Here is a 19,181-nt window from a genome sequence, read left to right on the forward strand (position 1 = left end):
CTCAGCTCCGCGGCAGGTGCGGCGCGGAAACCGGGTTCACGAGTTCGCCGACCCCGTCGACCCACGCCGACATCGTGTCGCCGTCCTTCAGGAACACCCCGCGTCCCATGCCGACCCCCGCAGGCGTGCCCGACGCGATCAGGTCACCCGCCTTGAGTTCGAGGATCGTCGAGAGATAGGCGATCTGTTCGTAGATGTTGAAAATCATCTCGGACGTGTTGCCGTCCTGCATCGTCTCGCCGTTGACCCTGAGCCCCAAGCGAATGTCGTGTGGATCGCCGAGGCAGTCGCGCGGCACGAAGACCGGTCCCAAAGGCGTGAAGCTGTCGAAGCTCTTCCCCCGGAACCAGTCGTGCGAGAAGGGAAAGTCGGTCCGGCGCGTGCGGTCGCGCGCGGACACGTCGTTGACGATGGTATAGCCGGCGATCAGGTCGCGCGCGTCATCGACCGCGACGTTCTTGCCCGGTTTGCCAAGGACGACGCCCAGTTCGACCTCCCAGTCGGGGCGCGACACCTGTGGCGGCACAACCACGGTGTCGCCGGGCCCGACGACGCTTTCGATCGTCTTGAGGAAAATATAGGGTTCGCTGTCAGCCTTTGCAGCGAGCTTGGTCTGCATTTCCTCGGCATGTTCGATGAAGTTCGACGCGGCGGCGAAGATGCGGCGCGGCTCGAACGGCGCCATGAGCTTTGGCGCGGCGATCGCACCCGATGCGCTACCCAGCCCGCGCGCGAGGGAGAACAGCCCTTCGCGCCGCGCATCCCAGTCGCGAATGATCGCGCTGACGTCGCCGACGACTGCGGTATGGCCAAGCGCCGCGGCGGCGGCGTGCAGGTCGTGGAAGCTGTCTCCCACCTGGATCGTCGGGCGCGGGCCTTCGGGGGTGGCGCGGGTGGCAAGGGCAAACCAGGTCATGCGTCGATCTTTCTTTCCGATGGGACGGGCGAGCGCCGGGGCTGCGCAGCCGAGCGCAATGGCGCCCCCGATCTGCGTGAGCGCGGCGCGGCGATCCAATATGCGTTGCGCATAGGAAGGACCGATTTTCTTATAGGATCGGGGCGCGGTGAGATTGGACACGGCATCTCACCCAAAGGCCCGGATCAGCATCCGCACCGCGACGACGGTGAGGAACAGGCCGAACATCAGGCTGAGCCCCCGCTTGGAAAGCGCATGCGCGATCCGCGCGCCCCACGGCGCGGTTAGATAGGATACCGGCGCGATAATCGCGAAGCCGACCAGGTTGACGTAGCCGAGGCTACCGGGCGGCAGGTCCTCGACATTCCAGCCCGCAATAATGAAGGCGACGGTCGCAGGCGCGCTGATCAGCAAACCGAACAGCGCCGCGGTGCCGACCGCGCGGTGGATCGGAACGTTGAACAGCGTCATCACCGGGACGCTGAGCGTGCCGCCACCGATCCCCATCATGCTGGAAATGCCGCCGATCGCAAAGGGAATGGCCTGCCCTGTCACGCCGCCCGGGATGGCTTCGGCGATATGCTTTCCCTCAAGCGGCAGCAGCATCTTGATCGCGACAATCAACGCGACGATGCCGAATACCGCCGACAGCACGTCCCCCGATACCCGGCTCGCGAGGATCACCCCTGCAATCGCTCCCAGGAAGATCGCGATCCCCCAACGGCGGAGCTGGGCGTGATCGACAGCACCCTTCGCTTCGTGCGCGCGCGAAGATGAGATCGCGGTCGGAATGATCGTCGCGAGCGATGTCGCGACCGTCACATGCATCCGCACGTCGGCGTCGATGCCCAGCGCCGAAAGAACGAGGTCGAGTACCGGCACGATAACAATGCCGCCACCGACCCCGAGCATACCGGCGATCACGCCGCCCGCGGCGCCGGTCAGCAGCATCATCGCAGCAAGCGTCAGCATATCTCCGTTCAGCACGTCCGGCATCGGTTTCCCCCAAGGTTCGGCCTTCCTTGTGGGACGCGCTGCATATGCCGTCAAAGATAGAAACAGGGTATTCCTATAATCAAAAATACATATCGCCATCGAGCACGATATATGATTTTTTAGATATCAAGATCCTCAAACAATATTTTCCTATATATAAAAGACGACCTAGCCCGGCCCCCATGACACAAGTGGGCATCGCCGGTTTCGGCACCATCGGCCGCGTCGTCGCGAGCCATATCGAAGCAAGCGCGCTGCCGCTGACGCTGGCGGCCGTATCTGCAGGCGACCGCGCGCGCGCCGAGACGGCGATGGCGGCGCTGCAACAGCCGGTGCCGATCGTCGAGACCGCCGAACTCGTCGCCCTGTCCGACGTCATCGTCGACAGCGCGCCGACGGCGGCATTCCGCGATATCGCCACCGCAACGCTCAGCGCCGGCAAGACGCTCGTCACGATCAGCGGCGCGGCGCTGATGCAATGGCCAGAGGCCACCGAGATCGCGCGTCGGCATGGCGGACGCATCGTCCTTGCGACTGGCGCGCTGCTCGGGCTCGATGCCGTGCGCGCGGCGGCGATCGGCACGATCCATTCGGTGACGATGGTGACGCGCAAGCCGGTGAAATCGCTGGTTAAGGCTGAACATGTCGTGCGCAATAACATCGACCTCAACGGCCTTACCGAACCGCTGAAGATTTTCGAGGGCAGCGCTCTCGAAGGCGCGATCGCCTTTCCCGCCAATGTAAACGTCGCCGCGGCCCTGGGCATGGCGGGTGTCGGGCCCGAACGGACGCGCCTCGAAATCTGGGCTGACCCAGCACTCGAACGCAACACCCACCGCATCGTCGTCGATTCCGACAGCGCGCGCTTCGAACTCGCGATCGAGAATATTCCGACGCTCGAAAACCCCGGCACCGGCCGGATCACCGCGCAAAGCATCGTCGCGGCGCTGAACGACCTCGTCAGCCCGATCCGCATCGGCACCTAAATTTACTGTAAACAGAAAGGCCCGACCTATGACCACTCGCCTGCGCCATGTGGCGATCGCTTCCGCCGACCCCGACAATTCGGTAGGCTTCTTCACCGATGTGCTCGGCTGGACGGTCGCCGGAAAGATCGATAGCCGCAACGCGCGCGGCTATTATGTCACCGACGGCCACATCAATATCGCGCTGCTCTGCTTCAAGAACCGTCCTGCTGCGGGGATGGAGTTTCCCGAGGGCTATACCGGGCTCCACCACATCGGCTTTCAGTGCGACGACATTGCCGAAGTCGTCGAACGGTTCGAAAATTCGGGCTATGCGCCGCGCCACGACGTCAACCTGGCCCAGGGCCTTGGCAAGAATCCCGCCAAGGACAATGCCGAGTATAAGATGGCCGGGCCCGAGAATGTGATGGTCGACGTGTCCGAACGTGGCTGGGCCGGAACCGACAGCTTCAAGGGCGCGCCGCCGCCGGCGTGATCTTGGCCCGTTTCTGAATTTTCGACCGATTGCTGCCCTCTCTACCCTCGTCACCCCGGACTTGATCCGGGGTCCCGCTTGAGGTCGAAGGCGGTCGATGCGCAAGGAAGCGGGATCCCGGATCAAGTCCGGGATGACGGAAGTTGGTGACTGCGCGCCCGCTCACCACCCCGAACCCGCCATTGCTCAAGACAAAACTGTGCGCGCGGTCACCGACAGCCGCTGGACGTCGCGCTAGCAGGTGATAATCTGGCCGCAACGGGTGGGAGGATCACGATGCGAAGCTTGGGGTTGATCGCCGCGCTTTTAATAGGGAGCACCACGCACGGAGCGCTTGCACGCGAGCCGATGCAACCGATCTCGGACGCGATATTGAACGACTGGCTCGAATTGGGCGAGGAGATCGAAACGCGCGCCGATGGCGACCTGAACGGCGATGGCGATCCTGACACCGTCTATGTTGTTGCGAGCCCCGATACGCGGACACTGCACGTCCTGCTCAGCTATCGCAGCGAGGTCGACCTGGGCCATGAGCCCGCGGGGAGTTTCAAGCTCGAACCCGATCGACTTGGCGCGGCCGCATTGACGATCAGCAAGGGCGTGCTGACGATCCGCGACCTGACAGGCGGCACGACCGCGATGTCCGCGACCTATCGCTACCGCGCCGCGACGACGAAGGGCGGCCCTCGAATGCGGCTGATCGGGCTCGACGCCACGGTGTACAGCCGCACCTATGCCCATGACGGCAATGAAATGAGCTGGAACGTCGCGACCGGCGACACGATAACCAGCCTGCTGAAGCTCGCGACAAGCGGCGACCGGGGGTATGACAAGCAGTATACGCGCAAGTTCAAACGGCCGGTTCGGACCATCTATATGGAGGATACGCCAGGCGCAGAGGAAGAACTCGTCAGTGTGACGAGGGCGAAATAGCCCGCGGCGCGATCAGGGTTGCAACAATACCGGAATAATCCAGATCGCAGACAGGACGATAATCACCGCGATCAGCGAAAAGGCCAGGACATAACGGACATTATGTCCCTTTACCCCGCTGCTCGCCTCGGTCTCGGTCACCTCGACATGGTCATCGACGACTTTCATGGTTCGTCTCCTTTTCTGGTCCGCCTAATACGCGGCCCGTCGCGGCACGGTTCCCGCGCGGCTTTCAGGGAGAGAGTGCCAGAGGGTCTGTAAGCCGGGTTCTGTCCACCCCGTTGCCGGGGATGGGCGATCATTCCTCTAGGCGAACGGTTACCCGAACGCTCAAGCAGTCAACCCGGACGGCTGGGCCGGAATCAGCCCTGAGTTGCCTCGTACCATCCCTATTCGACCTTGCTCCCGGTGGGGTTTGCCATGCCGCGTCCGTTACCGTCCGCGCGGTGCGCTCTTACCGCACCCTTTCACCTTTCGCCGGGCCGAAGCCTTTGGCGGTCTACTCTCTGTGGCACTTTCCCTGAACCTGGCCAAAGCCCGATCCGCCGGACGTTATCCGGCACCGTGATTTCCGTGGAGCCCGGACTTTCCTCCCCTTTCTTGCGAAAGCGGCGATCGCCCGACCCTCTGGCACATCCGTTATAGCATATTGCCGGCCATTTGCGAGCGCGACGAAAGGCCTCGCGCTTTACCCGTCGGCGGTCGTAAGGAACGGCCACCAATCCGGCCATAAGACCGTACAGGAGTGAATAATGACGCGCCCCCACCTCCCCATGATGAACCGCAGATCGTTCCTTGCCGCCGGCGCCGCCATTGCGGCGGCGCACAGCCTCGGCGCGCACGCGGCCAAAGAGCCCAGATTGATGATGGATGGCCTCAGCTTCCTGCCCGAGGACCTCGCCGAGCTCCGGGCAGCGGGCCTCGGCGGAATGATCTGCGACATTTCCGAAATCGAGGAGGTTCGCGACAAGGACAATGTCCCCCGCTATCTTCGGACTTTCGAAAAATGCAGCGCGGCGCTCGATGCGACCACAAAGAAGCTCGCCGATCGGCCGGAGGCATTCGTCGCACTCAAGGGTTCCGACATCGGCTCACGCCCGGGTTGCGCGACCTTTCTGCAATTCCAGTCGTGCGAACCCGTCGGCACCGAGTTGGCGCGCATCGCCGATTTCCATCGCCGCGGCCTCCGCGTCCTCCAATTCACCCATCACAACAACAATCTGTTCGCCGGCGGCGCACTCGAACGTGAATGGAGCGGCCTCACCCCGCTCGGCATCGAGGGGCTGTCAGAGATGAACCGCGTCGGTATCGTTCCCGACGTCTCGCACGGGTCCGAACCGACGATGCTTGAAGCTGCCCAGCGCAGCACGACGCCGATCCTGCTGTCGCACGGTGCGTGCAAAGCGATCGTCGATCATCCCCGTTGCGCGTCCGACACCGTGATCAGGGCGATCGCGGACAAGGGCGGCATGATGGGCATCTTTATGATGAGCTTCTGGTTGACGCGCGACGCGGTTCCGACGGTCGATCACCTGATCGCGCAAATACGCCATGTCGCGAATGTCGCCGGCATCGACGCGGTCGGGATCTCGAACGATTTCCCAATGGCGGGCCAGACCAATCTGGTGGCGCTGAACAATGACAATGCAGAGGGCGTGAAGGAATATTTGCCCTGGTGGCAGGCGATGCGCGAACAGAAGATCGCCGGTTTCGACTGGACTCCCGAGCATGTGGTGATCCCGCAGCTCAACAATATAAACCGCATGGCGACGATCGCCACCACGCTCGACAAGGCGGGCTTTCGTTCGCGCGATGTCGACAAGATCATGGGCGGAAATTGGCGGCGCGTGCTGACCGACATACTCGGCTGAAGCCAAAGAAAAAGGGGCGGCCCGCAAGGAGCCGCCCCTTCTCTTTTCTACAGGTCCCGGCGAACCGGGACCGGACGCCGTTTAGAAACGGAAGTCCACGCCGGCATAGAACAGACGGCCATAAAGGTCGTACGTCGTTGCCGAAGTCTGCGCACCCGGGAAGGTCACAGGGTTCGTGTCACCGAACACCGGCGGCTTCTTGTCGAACACATTGTCGACGCCCAGGTAGAACTCATACTTCTTCTTGTCGTCGAGAGCGAAGCGCAGCTGCGCATCGTGGTACCAATAGGCACCCGTGCTCGTGCGGTCGGGATCGGTCAGATCGTCGACGACCGCCGACAGATAGTTCACGCGCCAGTTAAGCGACACATTGTCCCAGCCGATCGTGGCCGACACATTGACCTTGTCGCGGAAACCGGTGCCCAGACGGCCACAGCTATAGCAATCGAGCTGGCCGACTTCCTTCTGCGTCGGACCGCCCGGATACGACGTCTGCTGCTGCTTGAGCAGATGCGTCCAGAAGGCCGACAGATCGAAACGACCGCTTTCGCCGAAGTTGGTGCTGTACTTGACCTGCGTATCGATACCCGAAACGAGGAACGAACCGGTGTTCAGGTTGAACGCGTCAACCTGCGTGACCCGGCCGGTCGCATCGCGCGTGATATTGTCGCAGAACAGCGCATCGCCGTTGCCGGTCATGCACTCGTCGAGCGACGTCTGCTGACCGATGATGCCGATCGCGTTCTTCACCTTGATCCGGTAATAGTCGACCGTCAGGCTGAGACCGCGAGCGAAGCGCGGCTGGAACACCGCACCGAGCGTCAGGGTCTTTGCCTTTTCTTCGCGAAGGTCCGGGTTACCGCCAAGGAAGCCGTTGATCGTCTGGATCTGCGCCGTCGAATAGACGAAGCCACCATTGTTCGCGGCCGCCGCAATTGCGGGGATCGCGAGACAGGCTGCCGACAGGCTGCCCGCCGGAACCGAGATCGGGGCGCCGTCGCCTTCGCCCTCGCGCTGGTCGCACGGGTCGACAATCGCGGGGAAGGTTTCGCTCTGAGCCGAGAAAAGCTCCGAGATATTCGGTGCGCGGGTCGCTTCCGAATAGATACCGCGGAAACGGATATCCGGGATCGGGGCCCATTCGCCGCCGGCCTTCCAGCTCCACACGCCACCGACCGTCGAATAGTCGGCATAGCGGACGGCGCCTTCGAGGCCGAGATAATGGAAGAACGGACGTTCCGACAGGATCGGCGCGACGACTTCGAGGAAGCCTTCCTTCACATTATACTTGCCGCGCGTGTCGGTCAGCAGGTTGCCGAGCGTCTGGCCGAGGTTGGTCGCCTCGTCGAAATCTTCGCTGCTCGATTCGCGGCGATATTCAAAGCCGGTCGCAAAGCTCAGCGCGCCGCCCGGAAGCTCGAATACTTCGCCCGAGACCGATGCCGAGAAGACGTCCTGCTTCACCTTCGCGCGATATTCCGAAAGCTGACCGCCACGGGTCACATAGTCGGCAGCCGCGGCCGAAACCGTGTTGAAGCCGAAGATGTTGATCGGCACGCACGCCGCGTCATTGTTGTTCGGATCGGCGTCGACGTTGATGCTGCAAACCGGGCCGTTCGGACCCGCAACGGCGTTCAGCGCGTTGACATATTGCGGACCAAAGATCGTCCCCGAACGGGTGTAATCCTTGGTTTCGCCATGACCGTAATAAAGTTCATAGTCGAACTTTTCGGCGAAGCTGCCGCGCAGGCCGGCAACGGCGCGCCAGGTTTCGCGGTCGTTCTTGTTGCTGCGATCGAAAATGTCGTTCGAACGGCGACGGAACGGCAGCGAGGTGACGCCTTCCGCGATCATCGCATCGCGAATTGCCGTCGGAAGGAACGGGTTCGTGATGGGAATGCCCGCATAGGGCGTGCCGTCGGCATTGACGAGGTCGGTATCGGCAACGGCCTGCGGCTCCAGGCTCGAACGCGACTTGCTCTTCGCATAGCTGCCTTCGAAGAACAGCGTTGCGTTGTCCGACAGCTCGTAGCTGGCGAGGCCGGTGACCAGATAACGCTCGACCGGAACACCGAGGTAGCGATCCTGGTTACGGTCGTACCCGTCGATGTTGGCGCCTTCGTACGGCTTCAGGACATTGCCCGGGCCATAGGTGAAGGTGCCGGCGCCCGGAGCAAACGTGCCGCCCGGGCTGAAGAGGCCCTGCGAAGCGAACGAGCTGCGGTTCGGAATGTCATGCGCCGAAAATTCGCGGTTGCGCGAACGCAGGCCGTTGTCGCGGTCATAGCTGCCGTTGACGACGATGTGGCCACGGCCGTCGGCAAATGCCGTACCCGCAGTCAGGCTGGCGAGGTAGCGACCCGAGTCACCCTCGTCGCTGATCGTTCCCTGTCCATGGAAACGGATGCCTTCGAACTTGTCGTCGAGAATGAAGTTGACGACGCCCGCGATCGCTTCCGAACCATAGACCGCCGACGCGCCGCCGGTCACGACCTGGACGTCCTTGATCAGGTCGGTCGGGATGGTGTTGAGGTCGACGATCGACGTACCCGGCAGGCCGGCGACGAAACGGCGGCCATTGACGAGAACCAGCGTACGGACCGAGCCGAGGTTGCGCAGGTTGACGGTCGCGATGCCGTTACCGGTCGTCGAGAAGTTCGACGAGGTACGGCTGATATTCTGACCGACCGACGGCAGTTCCGTCAGCACGTCCTGAATGTTGGCGGCACCGGTCTGCTGGATCTGCTCCTGGCCGATAACCGAAACGGGAACCGACGAGCTGAGATCGGGGCGCGCGATGCGCGAACCGGTCACGACGATCGTATCCGCGCCGGCATCATCGGCAGCGTCGGCATCCTGCGCATAAGCAGGCATCGAAATCATCGCGGCGCCCAGCACGAAGGGGGCGGCGGTCAATTTCAAAAGGGGAAGATAATTTTGTTTCACGGTGCAGTATTCCTCGCTGCTTCATGGCAGAATCGGCAAGGACGGCACTTGGAAGGTTTCAACCTAAGCGTCGCCCTCCCGGTCGCGGCGATGGTCCTTTGACGTGAGTCCGTAAAGGGATTTTGGCCCGGCAGCCGATTTTCGTTCTGTTTTGTGACCTATTTGCAACAGCTTTAAGACAGCCAGATGCAAAGGGCGCATGGCTTTCCGGCTTTTCCCTTAGGGTTTCTGGGATTCACCTTCAGGTTGCGGCAACAGCAGCGCAAGCAGGATCGCGCGGCATTCGCCGTCGATGGTGCCGTCGATCAGTTCTGGCCGGAAACGGCGCTGAAAAGCGACGGTCGCCGCGAATCCATCGGTTACGTCATAGCCGAAGCGTTCGAGCGCGAGCAGGAAGCCCGCATCGGTCCACAAGGGATCGGTGAGCTTCTTGGTCGGACGCGGCAGCGCGAGGCGGCGGCGCGCAAGCTCTTCCCACGGGAACAGTTCGCCCGGGTCTTGCTTGCGCGTCGGCGCGATATCCGAATGTCCGACCACATTGCCGCGCGTGATCGCGTGACGGTCCTTGATCAGATGCACCAGCCGCACGACCGAGGCGACCTGCGCATCGGGAAAGGGCACATAACCCCACTCGTGGCCCGGATTGACGATCTCGATCCCGACGCTCGCCGAATTGATGTCGCTGACCCCACGCCAATGAGACTTGCCCGCGTGCCAGGCGCGCTTGTCCTCGGGGACCATGTGCGTGATCTGGCCGTCTTCCGCCACGACATAATGTGCCGACACTTTTGCCTCGGGATTGGCAAGCCAATCAAGGGCTTCGGCACCACTCTTCATACCGGTATAATGGAGCACGATCATCGAGACAGGCAGCGCGCGTTCGTCGAAATTGGGAGACCAGCGTTCGATAAAATCGCTCATGCGCTCCGGGGACCCGTCCTGTGCTTGCCAATCCGTCGATTGCGCCAGTGGCGCGCAAAAAGCAAGGTCAGGCGGCCAATGAGGATGAGATCGGGGGGCGACGCACCTGCTGGTCGGCGGGCTCGTAAAGACCACGCAAGCGCGGGCTCGCGACGAATTGGTCGGTCTGCCCAAGCACGGTTTCCCCCGCGCCGAGGACGAGGAAGCTCTGCGGCGCCGCCATCGCACGGAGCCGTGCAAAGGCTTTCTGCCGCATCGGCGCCGAAAAATAGAGCAGCAGGTTGCGACAGAAGATGAGGTCGGCCGGGCTCGCCAACGGAGGCCGGTCGGTGAGCATATTCTGTACCGAAAAATCGATCCGGCGGCGCAGGTCTGCCTTGGCGAGCCAGCCGCCTTCGGTCTGGTCGAACCAGCGCACCATGCGCTGCACGGGAAGGCCACGCTGGATCTCGAACTGGCTATAGAGCCCGACGCGCGCGCGCGAAATCGCGTGATAGCTGACGTCGGTGCCGACGATATCGACCTGCCAGCCCGCCCATTTCACGCCCTGCTCGGCGATCAGCATCGCCATCGAATAGGCTTCCTGCCCCGTCGACACGCCGCAATGCCAGATGGTCAGCCGGCGGCGCAGCTTGTTGATCTCGCGGATTTGCTCAAGCGCGGTCGCAGCTATTTCATCGAAGACACTATATTCGCGATAAAAATAGGTTTCGTTGTTCAGCATCGCATCGACCGTATCGTCGAGCAATTGCCGGCTGTTCGACGTGACGAGCGCCGCGACGAGTGCGTCGAGGTCGGCGATACCGTGGCGCTGCATCACCGGCTTCAGCGACATTTCGATCCGCCAGATACGGTTCGGCGACAGCGTCTGTCCGGTGCGCGATTCCAGCACCCCCATCAGGACGCGATACGCCGACTCGCTGGCGCTCGCGCCCATCATGGCTTGCGGCGCCCGGGAAGGAAGCTGCCCAGCATCAGCGCAATCGCGTCGGGGTTGAGCGTCGCGGCGGCAATGCCTGCTTTAGCAACCGCCCCCGGCATCCCCCAGATCACGCAGCTTTCGGGCGCCTGCGCGAAAATCGTCCCGCCAGCGTCCTTCAGCCGCGCCGCGCCGATCACGCCGTCGCGTCCCATGCCGCTGAGGATAACGGCCACTCCGCCCTTGCCATAGACGTCAGCGACCGAATCGAGCATCGGATCGGCCGAGGGGCAGCAGCCATTGTCCATGGCGCGGCGATCGAGCGCGATTTCCACCCTGCCGCCGTTGGCGGCAACGATCAGATGTGCGTCGCCGGGCGCAAGGTAGATGCAATCCCGCTCGACGGTCATTCCTGCCGCGGCGACCCGGACGCGGCGCGTTGTCATCGTCGCGATCTGCTTCGCGTAAAATTCCATGAAGGCATCGGGCAGATGCTGCGTCAGCAGGATCGGCGCGGTGATCCGCGGGTCGAGGTTCGCAAGGAAATTGGCGAAGGCGGGAATACCGCCCGTCGATGCCGCGACCGCGATACATTCAATGGGCTGATCGGTGTCGATCGCAAGTGCGGCCGTCGAAGGCACCGGTCGCTCGGTGATCGGAACCGGCGCCGGGAAGTCGCGCTGATGGCCGAGTGTCATGATCCTCTCGGTCAGAACTTCGGCGAAACGCCCCGAAAAACTGCCCCGTCCCGGCTTGGCCAGCGTATCGCTGGCACCGAGCGCGAGTGCATCGATCGCAGCCGGGCCGCCCTCAACGCAATTCGACGAAAGAATGAGAACGCGGGCCTTTTCGGCGCGCTCCAATATGTGCGGCAGGGCGTCGATGCCGTTCATCCCCGGCATTTCGATATCGAGCACGACGACATCAACAGGCTCGCGCGCCAGATACTCGAGCGCGTCGTGCGCGGAGGCGACCGAGGCGCAGATTTTGAGTCCCGGCCGCTGATCGACGATGCGTTCAAGGATGCTGCGGACGACAAGGCTGTCGTCGACGAGCATCACGCGCACGGTCCGCGCCGTTGGCTCGGGATCCGGTATCAGGGGTTGTGGACGGGCCACCTAAAAAAACCTCAAGCAATGCCGACGAGCTGCAGCTTTCCTTCAAGCGTTTCGCGGTCGAACGGCTTCATGACATATTCGTCCGCACCGGCTTCGATCGCCGCGCGGATATGATCGATGCTGTTTTCGGTGGTACAGAAAACGACACGCGGGCGCTCTTCATGACCATAATCAAGGTCGTTGAACGCCCCCAGAAACTCCATTCCGCTCATCACCGGCATATTCCAGTCGAGCAGGATAACGTCGGGACGGTTGGCGCGACAGAAGGTCAGCGCCTCCTGCCCGTCGGCCGCTTCGTCCACAGCAAAGGCCATGCTCTCAAGAATATGCCGAGCAACCTTCCGAATGACTTTGCTGTCATCGACCACCAGACAAGATTTCGACATTCAATTAACTCCGACCCCCGGGATTTGGGCATGTTTATCGTGAAGGCGTGTGCACCCCGTTAATAAACGGTCGAAATCACGCCGCCTTTAAGGTCGGTAGCGTGATAAAATGCGATGGATCGACAACGAGCAGCGAAGCGCCGTCATGCTCGATCATCGCATCGGCGACGCGCGCCCAGCCGGGCAGCAGTTTTCCGGCGACGCGCGTCTCGGGGGCCTCGATGAAACAGACGTCCTCAATCTCGTCGGCGAGCAGCGCATAGCCATGCTCGGCAACATCGACGACGATCACCCGCTGCCCCGGCACCACAGGCACTGCAGGCAGGCCGACCACGACATGCGGATCGATGAGGGTGAAGACCCGGCTGCGCAGCGCGAAGAGACCCGCAACATGCGGCGGCGCGGCCGGAACTTCGACCGGCGTGCCGACGGTCACGACAGAATTGATCGCACGACTGCGAAGCGCGACGCGCGTGTCGGCGATGCGCGCGATAAGATAGAGTTTCTCCATCATGCGACGTCTCCTCCAACACGGCGTTGCAGCGCATCGAGCAGAGCCTGACGGTCGTAGCGATAGACGGTTTCGTCGTCGGGTCCGGTTGCCGCGACCGACGTGCGCAGACGGATCACCGGCACTTCGCTGTCGGCATCGCTGTCGGCCGCGCTGGTCTCGGTAAGATACAGCAGCACATCGGGCGTCTCACCCGAAGTATCGTCGCTCGAAATCACGCGATAGCCGGCGCTTCGCAAGATCGGCGCAAGGAAATTGTCGCCCCAACCGTCATGGTCGTCAGCAAGACGGCAAAGCGGTTGGCGCAACGCCGATACCGGCGTGCCCGCGGCATATTGTTCCATCAGCCAGAAGGGGTCGATCAGTTCGACCGGATCTCCGCCGACAAGCACGACACCCGCGATCAGGCCCGGCGCCGCCGACGGCTGCACGACATCGGGCAGACGGACGATGTCGATCACCTCGGCGATCGGATAACAGAGCACCGACTGACCGTCGTAAAGGCGCAGGAGTTTCAGCGTCCCCTCGCCGCCCGGCAGCACCGCGGCGTGGACTGGGAAAATATCGTCTCCGATCTGCGCCTGCACCCGGCCGGCGCTTTCGAACAGCGCCGATGCCGGAACTTCCTCGACCCGTTCGATGACAGACAGGCGAACCCCGCGGACACGGTGGTTCATATCGCGGAACAGCAACAGTTGGACAGCGTTGCGCGCCGCCGCGGCCTCGGCTTCGGCCTCGGCCATCCGGTCGTGGCTGCGGCCGGCTTCGCTGGCGTCGATCGCGGCGATGGCCAGCAAACCTTGAACATCGAGCAGCAGGACGGGACGGCCATTGTCGGGCAGCGTCGTGCCTGCATAGAGGCCCGTTGCCATAATCATCGGCGCCGCGGGTTTGATCACCAGTTCTTCATGATCGTGGATCGCCGCAACGCTCAGCGCATAGCTTTGCCCCTGCCCCGGCCGGACGATCACCAACGCGCGATCGTCGCTGTCGTCGGAATCGTCGCGCTCGCGGCCCAATATATTCTCGAGGCGGAGGAGCGGAAACTGTTCGCCGCGGACGGTCGCTAGTTCGCCGCCGCCAAGCTGGTCGATCCGCACCGTATCGCCGCTTTCGAGTAGAATCTCTCGCACGGCTCCGCGCGGAATCGCAAAATACTGCCCTGCGGCGCGGACCATCAGCCCAGATATGATCGTCAGCGTCATCGGCACGCGGAGCAGTATCGTTAGCCCCCGCCCTTCATCGTTGCGCAGTTCAACGACGCCGCCGATCCGTTCGACATTCGCTTTCACGATATCCATGCCGACCCCGCGGCCCGATATCGATGTGACTTTCGCCGCGGTCGAAAAGCCGGGCCGGAAGATCAAATCGAGCTTCTCTTTGGGCCCGAGAGCGCGGGCTTCGGTGGTGGTTAGGATTCTTGAGGCGATGGCCTTTGCTGTGATGGTGTCGGGCGAAAGTCCGCGGCCGTCGTCGCGCACCTCGATTTCGATCTGATTGCCCGACTGGCGCGCCGAGACCGATATCGTCGCGGTTATATCCTTGCCCGCCGCGACCCGATCCTCGAGCGGTTCGACGCCATGGTCGATCGCGTTGCGGACGATGTGGATCAACGGATCGCGGATATTTTCCATCATTTCGCGATCGAGCTCGACTTCGCCGCCGCTCGTCTGAAACGCAATTTTCTTGCCCATCTCCTGCGCGAGGTCGCGGACAATGCGGGGCAGCGGGGCGAACAGCTTGTCGATCCGCTGCATACGCATCTGGCTGACCGACTGACGCATCCCGGCGATCGAATCGGACAGGCGGTCGAACGACGCGATGACCGACAGATCGGCACCCGATTCCCGCAACATCCGGGCAAATTCGTTACGAGCGAGCACGATGTCGGTAACGCCGGTCATGACGCTGTCCAGCAGCGGGAGCGGCACGCGGATCGAACGCCAGCTTTGCATCTCGGCGCCGAAATCATCTTCGCGGCGGAGCGGCACGCCGGCAACCTCGAACGGCGCATCGTCGGACGTCTTATGCTCCGATAGCGCGCCGATCACATCGCGGTCGTCGCCGGTGGGTTCGGCGCCCTTCTGTCCCAGTGCCGTGCAAAGATCGCTCAGGCGATCGATGATGCCCAGCACGCCGGTGACGAGCGCGGCATTCGCCACCCGGTTGCCGCGCCGCACCTGATCGAGCGCGTCTTCGGCAGCATGCGCCAGTGCGGTCACTCGCGGCAGCGCCAGAAAACCCGAGCTTCCCTTTATCGTATGGACCGAGCGGAAAATCGCGTCGAGCTGCGCGCGGTCGGCGGGATCCGCTTCCCACGCAACGATGGCCCCGCCAGCCTCGGCAAGGATTTCCGCCGTTTCGGCAAGAAAGTCATTCAGCAGATCGTCCATCGCGGTACCGGTGCGCCCCAAAAACTGAGGTTCCACCATGGCCGACAATGGTTAAAAGTGGCTTTACCCGCGGCCGCGCAGAACTGCCCCGACCAGCAAGGATGTCGGGGTTTCGCGGGCCAGCATGACCGTCCCATCATTCTGCCGTGCGACCGCCTGGACCAGTACCGCGGGCGCGGTGCGCGAGGTCATCGGGCTTGCGCCTTCACCCTCGGCCAGGATGCGTTCGACATCGGCATCAAGGAAGATGCGCTCGGCCTCGACGTGAAGCGCGATTTCGATCCCTTCGCCTTGCTTTTCACAGCCGACATCGAGCCGGCCGCCGCGCACCAGCGCATCGACGAGGAGGAGCGACAGGTTGAGGATGATCTTCACCGCCGGCTTGGGCAGCGGATCAGTCCCGATCATCCAATTAAGTTCGATCGCGCGGTCGCCGATGATGCCATGGATCGCCGACTTCGCCTCATCCGCCGGGACAAGTTCGCCGAACCCGCCCGCCGAACCGAACGCCAGGCGAAAGAATTTGAGCTTGTTCGCCGACGTCCGCGCGCTCTGTTCGAGCAGTTCGAAGCAACGCTCGCGCATCGCCGGGTCCTTCTCGTCGGCGAGAAGTTCGAGGCCGTTGGCGAAAGCGCCGACGGGGCTCAGCAGATCATGACACAGGCGCGAAGCCAGCATCGAGGCAAAATCGACGCGATCGTCGGACATGGACAAACGGGCTCCCCAGCGCAGAAGCCGGATATTTCCGGCGTGCGCCGCTCCTACGGCACCGAACCCGTCCAGAGCAAGCGCGATAACCCTCCTCAAGCGCCCATCATCCCGGCGAAGGCCGGGATGATGATAATGCGAAGATTGCAGCGGCATCCCTCCCCTTGAATTTCGGCACCCTGAAACCACATTCTGATCAATGTTGGGGGACGACGAAATACTGAGTGTGACGCTGCAGGACAGTGCGGCCGGGCTGCGGCTCGACCGCGCGCTTGCCGAAGCCCTCCCCAATCTATCGCGCGAACGAGTGAAGACGCTGATCAAGGGCGGACGCGTCGTCGACGCCGGCGGCAATATTCTGTGGGATCCGTCGGCCAAGGCGGCCGCGCCCGCGACGATCGAGGTCCGCCTGCCCGTCGCCACGCCCGCACATAATGTCGCGCAGGATATGGATCTGGTCATCGCTTATGAGGATGAACATCTGATCGTCGTCGACAAGCCGGCGGGCATGGTCGTCCACCCGGCCGCGGGCAATCTTGACGGTACGATGGTGAACGCGCTGCTCCATCATTGTGCGGGCCAGCTATCGGGCATCGGCGGGGTTGCGCGCCCCGGGATCGTTCACCGTATCGACAAGGATACGAGCGGGCTGATCGTCGCCGCAAAGCATGACAAGGCGCACGAAGGCCTGGCGAAACAATTTGCCGCGCACAGCATCGACCGCCGCTATCTCGCGATCGCAACCGGACGCCCGATCCCCGCAAACGGCACCGTCGATGCCGCGCTGGGCCGGTCGAGCACGAACCGCAAGAAAATGGCCGTTGTCGCCGAAGGCCGCGGCAAGCATGCGATCACCCATTACCGGACGATCGAGCCGCTGAAGAACGCGACGCTGGTCGAATGCCGACTCGAAACCGGACGCACGCACCAGGTCCGAGTCCATATGGCGCACATCGGCCATCCGCTTGTCGGTGACCCCGTCTATGGTCGCTCACGTAAACCTTTGTCTGATATACTCCGGGCACGGAATTTCGTACGTCAGGCGTTGCACGCCGCCCATTTGGGTTTTATTCATCCGGTGACCGGTAACGACATCGCGCTCGACAGCGAACTCCCAGGCGACATGCGGGAACTGATCGATGAATTGCGCGTTTAGGTTTCGAATGAAAATCTATTTTGACCGCCGGACTCAACCGCGGCATATTTCTCCTCTGAAAATAAGGGAAGTTTCTACCAATGGCTAACAAAAGCAATGTTCCGGCAACAGTGCCCGCACTCGGCGGTGAGGCGAGCCTGAACCGCTATCTGGCCGAAATCCGCAAGTTTCCGCTGCTCACCCCCGAGCAGGAATATATGCTCGCGAAGCGATTCCAGGAGCATGGCGACAATGAAGCTGCGGCGCAGCTCGTCACCTCGCACCTTCGCCTCGTCGCAAAGATCGCGATGGGCTATCGCGGCTATGGCCTGCCCGTCAGCGAGCTGATCAGCGAAGGCAATATCGGCCTGATGCAGGGCGTGAAGAAATTCGACCCCGAACGCGGCTTCCGCCTCGCGACCTATGCGATGTGGTGGATTCGCGCCTCGATCCAGGAATTCATCCTGCGCTCGTGGAGCCTTGTCAAAATGGGCACCACGGCTGCCCAGAAGAAGCTGTTCTTCAACCTCCGCCGGATGAAGAACAACCTCGCGGCGTTCGAGGACGGCGACTTGTCGCCCGAAAATGTCGCCAAGATCGCGACCGATCTCGGCGTCACCGAGGACGAGGTCATCAGCATGAACCGCCGCATGGCGATGGGCGGCGACACGTCGCTGAACGTCCCGATGGGCGAGGATGGCGACAGCCAATGGCAGGACCTGCTGGGCGACGAAGGCCCGTTGCAGGACGAGCGCGTGGCCGAAGCGCAGGAGCGTGACGTGCGTCATTCGCTGCTGAGCGAAGCGCTGGAAACGCTCAACGAGCGCGAGCGCCATATCCTGACCGAACGCCGGTTGACCGACGATCCCAAGACGCTCGAAGACCTGAGCCAGGTCTATGACGTCAGCCGCGAACGCGTCCGCCAGATCGAAGTCCGCGCGTTCGAAAAGCTGCAAAAGGCGATGCTGAAGCTCGCGGGCGACCGGCGACTGGTGGGCGCCTGATCCGCCCTTGGCCTTTGCGTCCGTGATTTGACTCGCGGGCGCAAAGGACTAGCCTTCCCCCGGCTTGGACGAAGGGGGAAATATCATGTGGAAATGGATCCGGGTTCCCAAGGGCATCGCGCTGCTGGCTTTTTTGCTGCCGTGGATGACCGTTAGCTGTTCCAACCAGAAACTTGTCGAAGCGAGCGGCTTCGGCCTCGCCTTTGGCCGCGTTACCGCGATGGGCCAAGCGGCGCAGGCAGGCGACGGTGCCTCGCTGAATATCTGGCTGATTTTGGCGCTGCTCGCGATTGCCGGCGGACTGGCGCTGCTTTTCCTGAAAGGGCGTGAAGCCGCAAAGCTGGTTCTCGGCACGTCGATTGCCGCGCTGGCGCTGATCTTCATCGGCACATATCGATACAGCAAGGATGCGATCCTCGCCGAGGCCGCCAAAAATAGCCAGAATGGCGGCATGGATCAGGCCGCGCTCGCGATGATCCAGGTCGATTGGGAAATCGGATATTGGCTGGCGCTGCTGTCGCTGATCGCGGCGGCGGTGATGGCGTGGCTGGTGTTAAGCGGCAAGGAAGCCGCCGCCGAAGCGAAGATGCGTTCGCTGGCTGCCGATGCGACCGGCGCAGCGAAGGACAAGACGGATGACGAGTTGCCGCAGGGCTGAGGTTGGAAGCGACTGATTGCAGACAGATTCTCTCCTCGTCACCCCGGGCTTGACCCGGGGTCCCGCTTGAGGTCGAAGCCAGTAAGTGCGTCAAAAAGCGGGATCCCGGGTCAAGCCCGGGATGACGGGATGTCCGCTCCCCACCCCAAAACAAACATCGCCTTCAATTAGGTCTTTCCTACATTATTCGGCCGTGCCAGCCTTCATCCGGCTCTTTCATTCGGTGAACAAAAAGCTGGTCGCTGCCTGGCTTGCGGGTACGACCACGATCGGACGTGCCGCGCACATCCAACACGCCGCGACGG

General features: G+C 62.5%; 18 protein-coding genes and 1 other RNA gene. 7 read left to right on the forward strand and 12 right to left on the reverse strand.

The genetic code is table 11. The annotated features are described in order from the left end of the window. Nucleotide 1: 1 nt before the first annotated feature. Both SC1_RS14325 and SC1_RS14330 read right to left on the reverse strand, forming a co-directional pair. Nucleotides 2–916, reverse strand: coding sequence for a fumarylacetoacetate hydrolase family protein (locus SC1_RS14325; protein ID WP_062184236.1), 915 nt, complete (start codon nt 914–916; stop codon nt 2–4). 168 nt (nt 917–1,084) lie between these two features. Continuing rightward, nucleotides 1,085–1,912, reverse strand: coding sequence for a sulfite exporter TauE/SafE family protein (locus tag SC1_RS14330; protein ID WP_062182989.1), 828 nt, complete (start codon nt 1,910–1,912; stop codon nt 1,085–1,087). A gap of 182 nt (nt 1,913–2,094) precedes the next feature. On the opposite strand from SC1_RS14330, the gene SC1_RS14335 reads away from it, so the two are divergent. The 3 genes from SC1_RS14335 to SC1_RS14345 all read left to right on the forward strand — a co-directional run bounded on the left by SC1_RS14335 (nt 2,095) and on the right by SC1_RS14345 (nt 4,306). Next, the gene (locus SC1_RS14335; protein ID WP_062182995.1) at nt 2,095–2,898 is read left to right on the forward strand and encodes an aspartate dehydrogenase; all 804 of its coding nucleotides are present in this window, start codon (nt 2,095–2,097) and stop codon (nt 2,896–2,898) included. A gap of 28 nt (nt 2,899–2,926) precedes the next feature. Beyond that, nucleotides 2,927–3,373 carry a VOC family protein gene (locus SC1_RS14340; RefSeq protein WP_062182997.1) on the forward strand — a complete coding sequence of 149 codons (447 nt, stop codon included), beginning with the start codon at nt 2,927–2,929 and terminating at the stop codon, nt 3,371–3,373. Nucleotides 3,374–3,721: 348 nt separating this feature from the next. After that, nucleotides 3,722–4,306, forward strand: coding sequence for a hypothetical protein (locus SC1_RS14345; RefSeq protein WP_152682405.1), 585 nt, complete (start codon nt 3,722–3,724; stop codon nt 4,304–4,306). A gap of 12 nt (nt 4,307–4,318) precedes the next feature. Here the strand turns inward: SC1_RS14345 and SC1_RS22270 are convergent, their stop codons facing one another. Continuing rightward, complete coding sequence (locus SC1_RS22270) at nt 4,319–4,474, reverse strand: hypothetical protein (RefSeq protein ID WP_193749180.1); 156 nt, start codon at nt 4,472–4,474, stop codon at nt 4,319–4,321. A gap of 74 nt (nt 4,475–4,548) precedes the next feature. Further along, nucleotides 4,549–4,937: RNase P RNA component class A (rnpB, locus tag SC1_RS14350), an RNA gene on the reverse strand. Nucleotides 4,938–5,082: 145 nt separating this feature from the next. On the opposite strand from rnpB, the gene SC1_RS14355 reads away from it, so the two are divergent. Continuing rightward, the gene (locus SC1_RS14355; RefSeq protein ID WP_193749181.1) at nt 5,083–6,177 is read left to right on the forward strand and encodes a membrane dipeptidase; all 1,095 of its coding nucleotides are present in this window, start codon (nt 5,083–5,085) and stop codon (nt 6,175–6,177) included. 81 nt (nt 6,178–6,258) lie between these two features. Here the strand turns inward: SC1_RS14355 and SC1_RS14360 are convergent, their stop codons facing one another. The 8 genes from SC1_RS14360 to SC1_RS14395 all read right to left on the reverse strand — a co-directional run bounded on the left by SC1_RS14360 (nt 6,259) and on the right by SC1_RS14395 (nt 16,079). Continuing rightward, nucleotides 6,259–9,123 carry a TonB-dependent receptor domain-containing protein gene (locus SC1_RS14360; protein ID WP_238586706.1) on the reverse strand — a complete coding sequence of 955 codons (2,865 nt, stop codon included), beginning with the start codon at nt 9,121–9,123 and terminating at the stop codon, nt 6,259–6,261. A gap of 219 nt (nt 9,124–9,342) precedes the next feature. Next, complete coding sequence (locus tag SC1_RS14365; RefSeq protein WP_062183019.1) at nt 9,343–10,044, reverse strand: N-acetylmuramoyl-L-alanine amidase; 702 nt, start codon at nt 10,042–10,044, stop codon at nt 9,343–9,345. A gap of 67 nt (nt 10,045–10,111) precedes the next feature. Next, a complete protein-coding gene (locus tag SC1_RS14370; RefSeq protein ID WP_062183022.1) occupies nt 10,112–10,984 on the reverse strand; it encodes a protein-glutamate O-methyltransferase CheR in 873 nt (290 codons plus the stop codon). Next, nucleotides 10,981–12,021, reverse strand: coding sequence for a chemotaxis protein CheB (locus tag SC1_RS14375; RefSeq protein WP_238586733.1), 1,041 nt, complete (start codon nt 12,019–12,021; stop codon nt 10,981–10,983). Before SC1_RS14375 ends, SC1_RS14370 begins: the two co-directional genes overlap by 4 nt. Nucleotides 12,022–12,092: 71 nt before the next feature. Then, nucleotides 12,093–12,467, reverse strand: coding sequence for a response regulator (locus tag SC1_RS14380; protein WP_062183028.1), 375 nt, complete (start codon nt 12,465–12,467; stop codon nt 12,093–12,095). A gap of 76 nt (nt 12,468–12,543) precedes the next feature. Further along, on the reverse strand, nt 12,544–12,981 hold the full coding sequence (locus SC1_RS14385; RefSeq protein WP_062183032.1) for a chemotaxis protein CheW: 438 nt from the start codon (nt 12,979–12,981) through the stop codon (nt 12,544–12,546). Continuing rightward, nucleotides 12,978–15,407, reverse strand: coding sequence for a chemotaxis protein CheA (locus SC1_RS14390; RefSeq protein ID WP_238586707.1), 2,430 nt, complete (start codon nt 15,405–15,407; stop codon nt 12,978–12,980). Before SC1_RS14390 ends, SC1_RS14385 begins: the two co-directional genes overlap by 4 nt. A gap of 27 nt (nt 15,408–15,434) precedes the next feature. Continuing rightward, nucleotides 15,435–16,079 (reverse strand): histidine phosphotransferase family protein, encoded by a 645-nt coding sequence (locus SC1_RS14395; RefSeq protein ID WP_062183034.1) that lies wholly within the window; start codon nt 16,077–16,079, stop codon nt 15,435–15,437. Nucleotides 16,080–16,278: 199 nt separating this feature from the next. Between SC1_RS14395 and SC1_RS14400 the strand changes: the two genes are divergently transcribed. The 3 genes from SC1_RS14400 to SC1_RS14410 all read left to right on the forward strand — a co-directional run bounded on the left by SC1_RS14400 (nt 16,279) and on the right by SC1_RS14410 (nt 18,876). Continuing rightward, nucleotides 16,279–17,235, forward strand: coding sequence for an RluA family pseudouridine synthase (locus tag SC1_RS14400; RefSeq protein WP_062183037.1), 957 nt, complete (start codon nt 16,279–16,281; stop codon nt 17,233–17,235). An 80-nt stretch (nt 17,236–17,315) separates the two neighbouring features. Continuing rightward, a complete protein-coding gene (gene rpoH / locus SC1_RS14405; protein ID WP_062183040.1) occupies nt 17,316–18,218 on the forward strand; it encodes an RNA polymerase sigma factor RpoH in 903 nt (300 codons plus the stop codon). A gap of 85 nt (nt 18,219–18,303) precedes the next feature. Continuing rightward, a complete protein-coding gene (locus tag SC1_RS14410; protein ID WP_062183043.1) occupies nt 18,304–18,876 on the forward strand; it encodes a hypothetical protein in 573 nt (190 codons plus the stop codon). Nucleotides 18,877–19,181: the final 305 nt, after the last annotated feature.

The organism is Sphingopyxis sp. C-1 (assembly GCF_001047015.1).
In the GTDB taxonomy this organism is placed as follows: domain Bacteria; phylum Pseudomonadota; class Alphaproteobacteria; order Sphingomonadales; family Sphingomonadaceae; genus Sphingopyxis.

Coding starts and splice junctions, on each gene's coding strand:
- SC1_RS22270 (WP_193749180.1), bottom strand. CDS start 4,474: ATGAAAGTCGTCGATGACCATGTCGAGGTGACCGAGACCGAGGCGAGC.
- SC1_RS14395 (WP_062183034.1), bottom strand. CDS start 16,079: ATGTCCGACGATCGCGTCGATTTTGCCTCGATGCTGGCTTCGCGCCTG.
- SC1_RS14365 (WP_062183019.1), bottom strand. CDS start 10,044: ATGAGCGATTTTATCGAACGCTGGTCTCCCAATTTCGACGAACGCGCG.
- rpoH (WP_062183040.1), top strand. CDS start 17,316: ATGGCTAACAAAAGCAATGTTCCGGCAACAGTGCCCGCACTCGGCGGT.
- SC1_RS14335 (WP_062182995.1), top strand. CDS start 2,095: ATGACACAAGTGGGCATCGCCGGTTTCGGCACCATCGGCCGCGTCGTC.
- SC1_RS14380 (WP_062183028.1), bottom strand. CDS start 12,467: ATGTCGAAATCTTGTCTGGTGGTCGATGACAGCAAAGTCATTCGGAAG.
- SC1_RS14330 (WP_062182989.1), bottom strand. CDS start 1,912: ATGCCGGACGTGCTGAACGGAGATATGCTGACGCTTGCTGCGATGATG.
- SC1_RS14400 (WP_062183037.1), top strand. CDS start 16,279: ATGTTGGGGGACGACGAAATACTGAGTGTGACGCTGCAGGACAGTGCG.
- SC1_RS14340 (WP_062182997.1), top strand. CDS start 2,927: ATGACCACTCGCCTGCGCCATGTGGCGATCGCTTCCGCCGACCCCGAC.
- SC1_RS14370 (WP_062183022.1), bottom strand. CDS start 10,984: ATGATGGGCGCGAGCGCCAGCGAGTCGGCGTATCGCGTCCTGATGGGG.
- SC1_RS14355 (WP_193749181.1), top strand. CDS start 5,083: ATGAACCGCAGATCGTTCCTTGCCGCCGGCGCCGCCATTGCGGCGGCG.
- SC1_RS14385 (WP_062183032.1), bottom strand. CDS start 12,981: ATGATGGAGAAACTCTATCTTATCGCGCGCATCGCCGACACGCGCGTC.
- SC1_RS14345 (WP_152682405.1), top strand. CDS start 3,722: ATGCAACCGATCTCGGACGCGATATTGAACGACTGGCTCGAATTGGGC.
- SC1_RS14325 (WP_062184236.1), bottom strand. CDS start 916: ATGACCTGGTTTGCCCTTGCCACCCGCGCCACCCCCGAAGGCCCGCGC.
- SC1_RS14410 (WP_062183043.1), top strand. CDS start 18,304: ATGTGGAAATGGATCCGGGTTCCCAAGGGCATCGCGCTGCTGGCTTTT.
- SC1_RS14375 (WP_238586733.1), bottom strand. CDS start 12,021: ATGCTCGTCGACGACAGCCTTGTCGTCCGCAGCATCCTTGAACGCATC.